We start from the raw sequence: 10,002 nt of genomic DNA, 5'->3' as shown, positions 1-10,002 counted from the left end.
GTGTCCCGGCCCGCCCCGTGTCCCGGCCTGGTCTGGCCCAGCCCGTCCTGGCCCGCTCACCGAATGCCGCAGGTTGTGCTGACCGCCCGCCCGGAAGGCACGGAATGGCGCAAGTGGCGATGCCCACCGGCCGGAAGGCACGAATCGCGGCTACCTATTGACTGGTGGTACCCCCCGATGGTGCGAGATGGCGCGGCAGCGGTCAGGACTGGGGGTCGTCCCGGCGGAACGACTGGGTCTGGTCGTTGTCCTCGCCGCCCTGCGTGGCCGGCGGAGCGCCCGCCTCACCCGGCTGCCGGGGGATGGCCTGGGTCGGGTCGGCCGACGGCGGCTGCCCGAAGGGCGGCGCGGTGTTCGGCCCGGAAAATGGCGGCGCGGACTGCGGCGCGGCCCCGAACGACGGCGCGGACGGCGAGCCGAACGGCGGGACGGTGCCGGACGGCGAGCCGAACGGCGGGACGGTGCCGGACGGCGAGCCGAACGGCGGCGCGGACGGCGAGCCGTAAGGGCCACCCGCCGCCGGGTAACCGGACTGACCCGGGGGCGGGTAGCCGGCGGTGGGAAAGGTGCCCGGGGCCGGCTGCTGCGGCCAGCCCGGCTGCGGCTGCCCGTACATGCCGGGCTGCGGCTGAGGCTTGGGGGTGTGGAAGAACGTGCGCCAGATCCGGTACACGACAAAGGCGGCGACCCCGAAGACCGCGAACCAGGCCGCCCGGGTCAACATGCCGAGCAGGGCCCGCAGCAACTCCACCTCGGCGAGCCGGCCGACCAGCCAGATCAGGAGGGCCAGCGCGCCGAGCAGTGCGCTGACGGCGTACTCGGCGACGGCGACCTGGGTGATCTGCTTCGCCCGACGGACGACCGGCGACACGTGGGTGGCGAGCAGCACCGCCAGCAGCGGCAGGGCGATCGCCTCGATGCCGACGAAGGTGAAGAAACCGCTCCCCGCCCGGCCCGGGAAGGTGCTGTACTCGTTGGCCGGCGTCAGCAGGTCGACGAAGCCGACGAAGAGCAGCACGGCGTTCGCGCCGAGCAGCACCAGCGCCGCCAGTTCACGCAACGGCCGGGTGAGTTGACGGACCTGCGCGGCGTCGTGCGGCGCCGGCTCGGCGGGGCTGGTCACGGGTTCTCCCTCGGTCCAGACGGGCAGTTGCCGACGTGAGCCTAGTCTCTCGGACCACCGATGAGCCGGAGGTGTCGGGTACGCGAGGATGGACGTCATGCGCATCGTGGTTCTGGCCGGCGGGATCGGGGGCGCCCGGTTCCTGCTCGGTGTCCGGGCGTACGCCCGGGAGGTGGGCGCCGAGGTGACCGCCGTGGTGAACGTCGGGGACGACCTGCTCCTGCACGGCCTGAAGATCTGCCCCGACCTGGACAGCGTCATGTACACCCTGGGCGGCGGAGCCGACCCGGAACGGGGCTGGGGGCGGGCCGGCGAAAGCTGGACGGTCAAGGCGGAACTGGCCGCGTACGGGGCCGAGCCGAGCTGGTTCGGGCTCGGCGACAAGGACGTCGCCACCCACCTGGTACGGACCACCATGCTCCACGCCGGTTACCCGTTGTCGCAGGTCACCGAGGCACTGGCGACCCGCTGGCAGCCCGGCGTACGACTGCTGCCGGCCACCGACGACCGCCTGGAGACCCACGTGGTGGTCGACCTCGACGGCGGCCGGCGGGCGATCCACTTCCAGGAGTGGTGGATCCGCCACCGGGCGGACATCCCCACCCACCGGTTCGTCTTCGTCGGCGCGGAGAACGCCACGCCGGCCCCCGGTGTGCGGGAGGCCGTCGCCGAGGCGGACGTCGTGCTGGTCGCCCCGAGCAACCCGGTGGTGAGCGTCGCCCCGGTGCTGGCCGTGCCGGGCCTGCGGGAGGCGGTCGCCGGGGGGTCCGCGCCGGTCGTCGGCGTTTCGCCGATCATCGGTGGCGCCCCGGTCCGCGGGATGGCCGACCGCTGCCTGTCGGTGCTGGGCGTGGAGTGCAGCGCGGCCGGCGTTGGCCGGATGTACGGCGGGCGGGGCGAGGGGGGCCTGCTCGACGGCTGGCTGGTCGCGCCGGAGGACGAGGGCACGGCGGTGCCCGGAGTGACGGTTCGGTCCGCGCCGCTGCGGATGACCGACGAAGCGGCGACGGCGGACATGGTACGGGCCGCGTTGGAGCTGGTGTGAGGCTGGAGATCCTGCCGGTGCCGGGCATCGGCGACGTGACCGAAGGTGACGATCTCGCGGCGCTGATCGCCACCGCCGCGCCGTGGCTACGCGACGGGGACGTGCTGGTCGTCACCAGCAAGATCGTGTCGAAGGCGGAGGGACGGCTGGTCGACGTGCCGGCGGACGGGCCGCAGCGGCTCGCGGCGCGGGACGAGGTGCTGGCGGCCGAGACCGCCCGGATGGTGGCCAGCCGGGGCGCGACGCGAATCGTGCAGACCCACCACGGTTTCGTGATGGCCTCCGCCGGCATCGACGCGTCCAATGTCGACAAGACCCGGCTGGTGCTGCTCCCCAAGGATCCGGACGCGTCGGCGCGGGCGCTGCGCGTGGCGCTGCGGCAGCGTTACGAACTGGACGTCGCGGTCATCATCAGCGACACGATGGGCCGGCCGTGGCGCAACGGGCTGACCGATGTCGCGCTCGGCGTGGCCGGAATGTCCGCGATCCGGGACCATCGCGGCGAGATCGACCCGTACGGCAACGAGCTGCAGCTGACCCAGATGGCCGTGGTGGACGAGCTGGCCGGCGCCGGCGAGCTGATCAAGGGCAAGTGCGACCAGGTTCCGGTCGCGGTGGTCCGGGGCTACCTGGGCGCCACCCGAGGCGACGACGGGGCCGGCGCGGCGGCCCTGGTCCGTGACGCCTCGATGGACCTTTTCTCCCTTGGCACCGCCGAGGCGAAGGTGGTCGGGCTGCGGGAGGCCGCCATCCTTCCCGACGGGCCCGGTGAGGAGCCGGCCGACCTCTCGGTGGTGGCCCGGGCGATCGCCGCGGTGGCCGACGTGGTCGCGCCCGGCACGGTCTTCACCCACGTCACCGACGACGAGGAACGCGCCGGACTGGTCGGGAAGGTTGCCGGGTGGCCGGAGCGGGCCAGCGGGCTCGTCCTCGGTGTGGCGCCGGCCCCGGTCGGCCGGGCCGATCTGGTGCGCTTCGGCGCCGACGTGCAGCGGCTACGGACCGCGCTGGCCGCCGAGGGCGTGCCGTCGGCGCTGCTGCCGCCGCCGGAAGGGAGCGCCGCCAGCGCCTGCCTGGCGCTCTGACCCGGGTCGCCATCCTGACTGCCCCCGGGCGCCCTCCCCGACCCGCCGAATATGGCGGTGTCTGATCTCTCGGACGCCGCCATCCGGCGCAGACAGGTCGACCACCGGCCCGGTCCAGGCCAAGCCGGGCCGGGGCAGGCCGGGGCAGGCCAGGGCAGGCCAGGGCAGGGCGGCCTGACCCGGGCGGGGCGAGAGCGGCCTGACCCGGGCGGGGCGAGGGCGGCCCGGACCGGATCGGGCCGGGGCGGCGGCCGGCGACGCCGGGTGGGTGAGTGAGGGTTGTCAGGCGTCGAGCATGGCCCGGCCGAGGGGGGTGAGGGTGTGCAGCACCCGGTTGCGGTCCCGCTGGCTCACCAGCAACCCTGCCTTGCGCAGCACGGCGGTGTGCTGGCTGGCGGCAGCCGCCGAGATGGCCAGCCGGCGGGACATCTCACCGGTGGTGCAGCCGTCGTCGCTGGCCTCCAGGACGGCGGCCCGGGTACGACCGATGAGCGCGGCGAGCGCCTCCCGGCCGGCTTCCTCGCCGACCGGCCCGATGCTGCCCGCGCCGGCAGTGGGGGCCAGTCCGCCCAGCCGGTCCACCGGATACACCAGCACCGGGGGCAGCGCCGGGTCGAGCAGGGCCACCGGGGTGCGCGCGCAGAAGAACGAGGGCACCAGCAGCAGCCCTCGATCGTTCAGGCGCAACTCCCGGCTGGTCGGGTAGTCGTGGATCTCCAGCCGGTCGGACTCCCAACGGACGGTCGGGTGCAGGCTGGTCAGCAGCCCCTCCATGCCGCCGTCGAGCAGGACCCGGGCCCGGCGGGTGCGGTCCGCCTCCACGGCCGCCCGAATCCGGCCCCAGAACGGTTCGAGCGCCACCGACCGGTAGTGGGCCATCGAGTCGGTCAGGTGCCGCAGCACCTCCGGCTCGCCCCGGGCCAGCGCGGCGGCGGACGACGGCAGGGCGTTCGCTCCGGCCAGGACGGTCAGGTCCTGGTGCAGCCGTGCCGCCGGGGTCGACCGGACGGCCGCCAGGCCCGCCTCGAACCCCTCGACACTGTCGTACGGGGTCAGGAAATCGGGGAAGTATCCGCGCGGCGGGCTGAGGGCGAGCAGCAGGCGTAAGCGTTCGGAGGCGACGTCGCGGCGCAGCTCCCGGGCGACGCCCTGGCGCCAGTGCGCCAACAACGGGTCGCCACCGCGTCCTCGCAGCAGGTGCAGGCTGAGGACCAGCTCCCAGACCGGATCCGCCGTGGGGGCGATGCGGGTCCGGAGAATGTCGTGGCGGGAGAAGTGGATCGTCAGCATGTGGGGGCGCTCCTGGGGCTGGCAGGGGAGGCTCGCCGACCCCTGCACTGTACAGAGTGGCATTTACCTGCGCCTTTAAGCAGAAGCTAAAACTCCTCGACGCTCCGGCTGTCGCTTGACATGCTCCTACTGCCCGGAACGGCGCTACCCGCCGGTCCATCGCACACCGGGCGACCGGGACGACCGGCGCCGGGCGGCACCACGAGGGTCCGCGGCTTCAGCTCCGCGGAGGTGTCACCCGGGCGCCGGCGTCCGAGCCGTCAACCGACCCACAGCGCCACCCGGTGGTCCTCGTCGGTGACGTAGAAGCAGGCCCCGTCGCACTCGGCCAGACCCTCCACGTGGTGGAAGGGTGCCAGGTCGGCCACGACCTCCCCGGGGATCAGATGGTCGTCGGTGGCCGGATCCCAACGGAACCGGACGTGCCGGGAGGTCACCTCGCCGCCGGTCGGATGGTCGTCCAGCAGCACCGAGCCCTTGCCGAGCGCGTCGATCGACCCGACCACCGCCGCGTACCCGCCATCGGGCGTGGGAGTGACGGCCCGGAAGCCGACCAGCGCGCCGGGCGGGGTCACCCCGGTCAACGCGTACGCCCGGCCGGCGCGGGGCCAGTCGGCATTGGTGAACATCTCCGGCACCCCGGCCAGCTCCACCAGAATCGGCTCCCCGGCGGCGGTCACCGGGAACCGGAGCCCGAGCAGCGCCGTGCCGTCCGGGGCGAAGGCGGCGGCCTCCACATTGAGCGGCAGATCGTCCTCGGCCAGCCGGGTCACCCAACTCTTGGCCCGCGCGGTGCCCCGGGCCAGTGTCTCGACGATGAACCGGCTCCGCACCCGGGCGCCGGGCGGCAGCGGGGCGAACGGCGCCTTCGCCAGCGCGTCGTTGACCGCCCGGTGCAGCCGGAACCGGTTGCGTACCACCTGCACCGGCAGGGTGCCGATGGCCGCATCGTCCTCACGGAACCGGGCCACGAAGGCACGGCGGGGGCGCAGCGGGCCGCCCTTCGACCCGAAGTGCGAGCCGAAGACGTACACCCAACCGTCGTGGTGGGCCAGCGCCTCGCCGTCCTCGGTACGGCCGTTCTCCGGTCCCGCGTCGGCCGGCACGTGGTGGGCGACCCACCCGCCGTCGGCGCGTTCCAGCAGCAGGGCCAGGCAGCGCTCGACCGGGCCCTCGTCCAGCACCGTCCAGAAGCCACGCCGGGCCCCGTGGGCGCGCAGCAGCGCCGGCGAACGGACCGGCAGCAGGTCGCTGGCCTCGTTTCCGGCCACGACGAATTCGACGAGTCGCAGGGTCACCGGGCCAGGGTACGGAACCGGTGCTCGTACAGTGTCGGGATGTCCGACGCCTTCCCCGCCACCGCTGATGCCGCCCCGTCCGCTTTCCGCCGCGGGCCTGCGGCCCGTGCCGACGGCCCGCCGGGACCCGACGGGCGGCGGGCGCTGCACGCCGACGCGGTCACGGTGTTGACCGGCTGGACGGCGACCAGCCCGGCCGCCGCCGAGGCGCGGGACCGGACGCTGGAGCTGCTGTCCGCCGGCCCGGTGGCCACGGACCGCGACCATCTGCCGGGCCACGTCACCGCCAGCGCGCTGGTGCTCGACACCAGCGGGTCCCGGGTGCTGCTCTGCCTGCACGGCAAGTTCCGCAGGTGGGTGCAGCTCGGCGGGCACTGCGAGGGCGACGACCGGACGCTCGCCGCCGCCGCGCTGCGCGAGGCGACCGAGGAGTCGGGCATCCCCGGTCTGGTGGTCGACCCGGTGCCGATCGACGTCGACGTCCACCCGGTCGCCTGCCAGGGCGGGTCGCTGCACCACGACGTTCGCTTCGCGGTCTTCGCCCCGCCGGGCGCGGTGGAGCGGGTCAGCGACGAGTCCGAGGCGCTGGGCTGGTTTCCGCCGGACCGGCTGCCCGAGCCGCTGGCCGGCGGGACGGCTCGGCTGGTGGCGCCGGCCCTGGCCGCCCGGGCCCGCCGCACGGGCTGACCGCCGGCGGTCCCACCGGGCCGCCTCCCGCCGGCCGGCACCCCACCGGGCCACCACCCGCCAGCCGGCAGCGGACGGGCCGGCGCCGAGCCCCGGTCAGACCAGGCCCACCTCGCCGCGCTCCTTGAGCTCGTCGACCAGCGCCTTGACGTCCTGGGCCCGCTGACGAGGGCAGACCAGCACCGCGTCGGGGGTGTCCACCACGATCAGGTCCCGCACGCCGAGCACGGCGACCAGCCGACCGGAGTGCGGCACCACCACCACGTCGTGGGCGTCGTGCAGCAGCACCCCGGGTTTGGCGTCGGTGCCGAGCACGACGTTGCCGGCGGCGTCGGCGGGAAGCACCTCGCCGAGGGTGTGGAAGTCGCCGACGTCGTTCCAACCGAAGTCACCCGGGACCGTCGCCACCCGGCCGGCGGTCGCCGCACCCTCCATCACCGCGTAGTCGACGGAGATCTTCGGCAGGGTGGGCCATACCGTGCCGAGGATGTCGTCCTGCTTCGGAGTGCCCCAGGCGGCGGCGATGGCGGTGACCCCGGCGTGCAGCACCGGCTGCTGCCGGGCCAGCTCGGCGAGGAAGACGTCCACCCGCCAGACGAACATGCTGGCGTTCCAGAGGTGCCGCCCGGAGCGCAGGTACGCCTCGGCGACCGGGGCGGCCGGTTTCTCCTTGAACTCGGCCACCCGACGCAGCGGACCGTCGCCGACCGGCTCGCCGGTCTCCAGGTAGCCGTAGCCGGTTTCGGCCCGGGTCGGAGTGATGCCCACCGTCATCAGCAGCCCCTGCTCCGCGCCTCGCACCGCCGCGCGGACCGTCCGTACCCAGGCGTCGGCGTCGCGGATCAGGTGGTCGGCCGCGAAGGAGCCCATCACCGCTGTCGGGTCGCGGTGCGCGATCACCGCCGCGGCCAGCGCGATCGCCGCGCAGGAATCCCGGGGCGAGGGCTCCACCAGGATGTTCTCCTCGGGCAGCCCGCTCAGCTGCCGGGCGACCGCCGCCGCGTGCGCGGCCCCGGTGACGACCAGGATCCGCTCCGGTGTGGCCAGTGGCCCCAGCCTGTTCACCGTCGCCTGGAGCAGGGACGCACTGGTGCCGGTGAGCGGATGGAGGAACTTGGGATGCCCCGCGCGGGACAGCGGCCACAATCTCGTGCCGCTGCCACCCGCCGGGATGACGGCGTAGAGCATCAGCACATCATGCCCGAACCAACCCAGGTGGTAAGCCAGGTCGGCGGCGGGGTGAGACCGTTCAGCCCCGGGCCCGACTCCACGCGGCGATGTGCACCTCCGCACTGGACTCCCAGGTGAACTCCTTGGCCCGGTCGAAGCCCGCCTTGGCCAGCGCGAGCCGGCGCGGCTCGTCGTCGAGGAGGGCGGCCAGGTCGGCGGCGATCTGGTCCGGATCCTCGCTGGTGTAGGCGACCGCGTCCCCGCCCACCTCCGGCAGGGACAGGCGCGGGGTGGTGAGCACCGGGGCGGCGCAGGCCATCGCCTCCAGGATCGGCAGCCCGAAACCCTCACCGTACGACGGGTAGGCCGCGACCAGCGCCCCGCCCAGGAAGCCGGGCAGGTCGGCGTAGCGCAGGTAGCCCGGGCGCAACAGCCGCAGGTGCGACGGGACGTCCGCCACCGCGCGGTCAATGTCGTCGTCGTGCCCCTGGCCGCCGGCGACCACCAGCGCCGGCGGGTTCTCCCGGTCGGCCACCGCCCGCGCCCAGCCGCGGATCAGGTTGGGCACGTTCTTGCGCGGCTCCTTCGCGCCGAGGAAGGCGACATAGCTGCTGCCGCCCAGGCCCAGCCGGGCGCGGACGCGGGCCTTCTCCTCATCGCCGGGAGCGTGGAAGGCCGCGTGGTCGACCCCGTGGTAGGCGACGTCGATCCGGGTCGGGTCGGCGTCGAGAAGCCGGATCAGCTCGTCCCGGGTGGCCTTGCTCGGCACGATGACGCGGTCCGCGCGGCGCAGCGAGGTCTTGATCGCGCTGCGGAAGAACGTACGGCGGGACTTGTCGTAGTGCTCGGGCTCGGTGAAGAAGGTCGCATCGTGCACGGTGACCGTGACCGGGCAGCCGGCTCTCAGCGGGCAGGTGTAGAAGGGCGAGTGCAGCACCTCGGCGCCGACCTGCTGGGCGAGCAGCGGCAGGCCGGTCTGCTCCCAGGCTAGCCGGGCGGGGCGGTGCGCGACGGCCGCCGGGGCGGGCACGACCTCCGCGCCCGGCAGCATGCGGGTGTAGCGCTCGAGATCGGTGCGGAGGCTGACGACCACCAGGTCGACCGCGGAACCGCAGACTCTGCCGAGCGCGCCGAGCAGGCCGTCGACGTATCTACCGACGCCGCCACGGTCGGCGGGGACACTCGTGGCGTCGATGAGCACGCGGGGCGGGCGACCGGCGGTCACGGGGCGACTCCTTGAACTGGCGGGTCTGTGGGGAACAACACTCCGGGCAAGCCTACGCCGGTGCCCGGCGCGGACGCTGCCTGCGACCCGACCGTATGCCGACTTGTCATCGTCATCGAGTACGGGCACGGAGCGCGTATCGTTCGCGCCGATGGCCGACAACATTGCCCGGGTTTTCGCCGACGCGATCGCGACCGACCCCACCCGACCCCTGCTGACCTGGTACGACGACGCCACCGGCGAACGCACCGAGCTCTCCGGCGCGACGCTGGCGAACTGGGTGGCCAAGACGGCCAACCTGCTCGTCGACGAGCTGGCCCGCCAGCCCGGCGACACCGCCGGGGTGCTGCTGCCGCCGCACTGGCAGACCGCCGCGGTGCTGCTGGGCTGCTGGTCGGCGAAGCTGACGGTGACCGCCACGCCGGGCGAGGTGGACGTGCTCTTCGCCGCCGCCGGCCGGGTCGCCGAGGCGGACGCCTGGTCGGCCGGGGACCGCTACGCCCTCGCGCTCGACCCGTTCGCCCTGCCGATGCGGCAGGTGCCGGCCGGTTTCGTCGACTTCGTCGCCGAGGTACGCGGACACGGCGACCACTTCACGCCGTACCCGCGGGGCGGCCCGGGCGACGCGGAGCTGCTGGCCCGGGCGGCGGCCCGGGCGACCGAGCTGGGGCTGGGCCCCGGTGACCGGTTGCTGGTCGACGCCGACCGGCATCCCGACCCGGTCGACTGGCTGCTCGCCCCGCTGACGGCCGGCGCGAGCGTGGTGCCCTGCGGCAGCCTCGACCCGGCCCGGTTGGAGTCCCGCGTCGCCACCGAGCGGGTCACCCAGGTACTCCACTAGGCCGCACCCTGGCCAACCAACCCGTCACCGCCTGGGCCTCTCTTGGCCCCTGCCCCCTGGGGCCGCCCTGGTTCCCCCTGGCTCCCTCCGGGCGCGAGCCATGATCGAGTTGATACGCGGCACGTCGCGGTGTCCCTGTCCGCCGACACCCCAATACGCCGCAAACGACGCGGATCACCGGCCGAGACAGAACCGGACCGACGCGAAGCGGGTGGGGCGGGGGCGCGGCGGACCGTGG

9 protein-coding genes are annotated in these 10,002 nt (G+C 74.3%); 4 read left to right on the top strand and 5 right to left on the bottom strand.

Going from position 1 to position 10,002, the window contains the following annotated elements; all coding sequences use genetic code 11:
• Positions 1 to 202: 202 nt before the first annotated feature.
• Positions 203 to 1,123, bottom strand: a complete 921-nt coding sequence (locus tag E1193_RS26480) for a hypothetical protein (protein ID WP_132185900.1) — start codon at positions 1,121 to 1,123, stop codon at positions 203 to 205.
• 97 nt (positions 1,124 to 1,220) lie between these two features.
• Here E1193_RS26480 and cofD point away from each other — a divergent pair, with 97 nt between their 5' ends.
• Positions 1,221 to 2,168, top strand: a complete 948-nt coding sequence (gene cofD, locus E1193_RS26475) for a 2-phospho-L-lactate transferase (RefSeq protein WP_132185899.1) — start codon at positions 1,221 to 1,223, stop codon at positions 2,166 to 2,168.
• Positions 2,165 to 3,253 (top strand): coenzyme F420-0:L-glutamate ligase, encoded by a 1,089-nt coding sequence (locus E1193_RS26470; protein WP_132185898.1) that lies wholly within the window; start codon positions 2,165 to 2,167, stop codon positions 3,251 to 3,253. The genes cofD and E1193_RS26470 overlap by 4 nt, the downstream gene beginning before the upstream one ends.
• Before the next feature lie 282 nt (positions 3,254 to 3,535).
• On the opposite strand, the gene E1193_RS26465 is transcribed toward E1193_RS26470, so the two are convergent.
• Positions 3,536 to 4,543, bottom strand: a complete 1,008-nt coding sequence (locus E1193_RS26465) for a helix-turn-helix domain-containing protein (protein ID WP_132185897.1) — start codon at positions 4,541 to 4,543, stop codon at positions 3,536 to 3,538.
• 260 nt (positions 4,544 to 4,803) lie between these two features.
• Positions 4,804 to 5,841, bottom strand: coding sequence for a hypothetical protein (locus E1193_RS26460; protein WP_132185896.1), 1,038 nt, complete (start codon positions 5,839 to 5,841; stop codon positions 4,804 to 4,806).
• Positions 5,842 to 5,880: 39 nt separating this feature from the next.
• Here E1193_RS26460 and E1193_RS26455 point away from each other — a divergent pair, with 39 nt between their 5' ends.
• On the top strand, positions 5,881 to 6,528 hold the full coding sequence (locus E1193_RS26455; protein WP_132185895.1) for an NUDIX domain-containing protein: 648 nt from the start codon (positions 5,881 to 5,883) through the stop codon (positions 6,526 to 6,528).
• Between the two features lie 96 nt (positions 6,529 to 6,624).
• On the opposite strand, the gene E1193_RS26450 is transcribed toward E1193_RS26455, so the two are convergent.
• Both E1193_RS26450 and E1193_RS26445 read right to left on the bottom strand, forming a co-directional pair.
• On the bottom strand, positions 6,625 to 7,716 hold the full coding sequence (locus E1193_RS26450; RefSeq protein WP_132185894.1) for a sugar phosphate nucleotidyltransferase: 1,092 nt from the start codon (positions 7,714 to 7,716) through the stop codon (positions 6,625 to 6,627).
• Between the two features lie 61 nt (positions 7,717 to 7,777).
• Complete coding sequence (locus E1193_RS26445; RefSeq protein ID WP_132185893.1) at positions 7,778 to 8,923, bottom strand: glycosyltransferase family 1 protein; 1,146 nt, start codon at positions 8,921 to 8,923, stop codon at positions 7,778 to 7,780.
• A gap of 151 nt (positions 8,924 to 9,074) precedes the next feature.
• On the opposite strand from E1193_RS26445, the gene E1193_RS26440 reads away from it, so the two are divergent.
• A complete protein-coding gene (locus E1193_RS26440; protein WP_132185892.1) occupies positions 9,075 to 9,764 on the top strand; it encodes a TIGR03089 family protein in 690 nt (229 codons plus the stop codon).
• The last annotated feature ends 238 nt before the right edge of the window (positions 9,765 to 10,002 follow it).

The sequence above is a fragment of the Micromonospora sp. KC606 genome, assembly GCF_004348675.1.
GTDB lineage: Bacteria > Actinomycetota > Actinomycetes > Mycobacteriales > Micromonosporaceae > Micromonospora.
The sequence above is the reverse complement of the archived record's forward strand: the minus strand, read 5'-3'. Positions and strand labels throughout refer to the sequence as shown.

Bases quoted from the DNA above. Each gene is read 5' to 3' on its own strand.
- E1193_RS26450 (WP_132185894.1), bottom strand. From the start codon at position 7,716: ATGCTCTACGCCGTCATCCCGGCGGGTGGCAGCGGCACGAGATTGTGG.
- cofD (WP_132185899.1), top strand. From the start codon at position 1,221: ATGCGCATCGTGGTTCTGGCCGGCGGGATCGGGGGCGCCCGGTTCCTG.
- E1193_RS26465 (WP_132185897.1), bottom strand. From the start codon at position 4,543: ATGCTGACGATCCACTTCTCCCGCCACGACATTCTCCGGACCCGCATC.
- E1193_RS26455 (WP_132185895.1), top strand. From the start codon at position 5,881: ATGTCCGACGCCTTCCCCGCCACCGCTGATGCCGCCCCGTCCGCTTTC.
- E1193_RS26440 (WP_132185892.1), top strand. From the start codon at position 9,075: ATGGCCGACAACATTGCCCGGGTTTTCGCCGACGCGATCGCGACCGAC.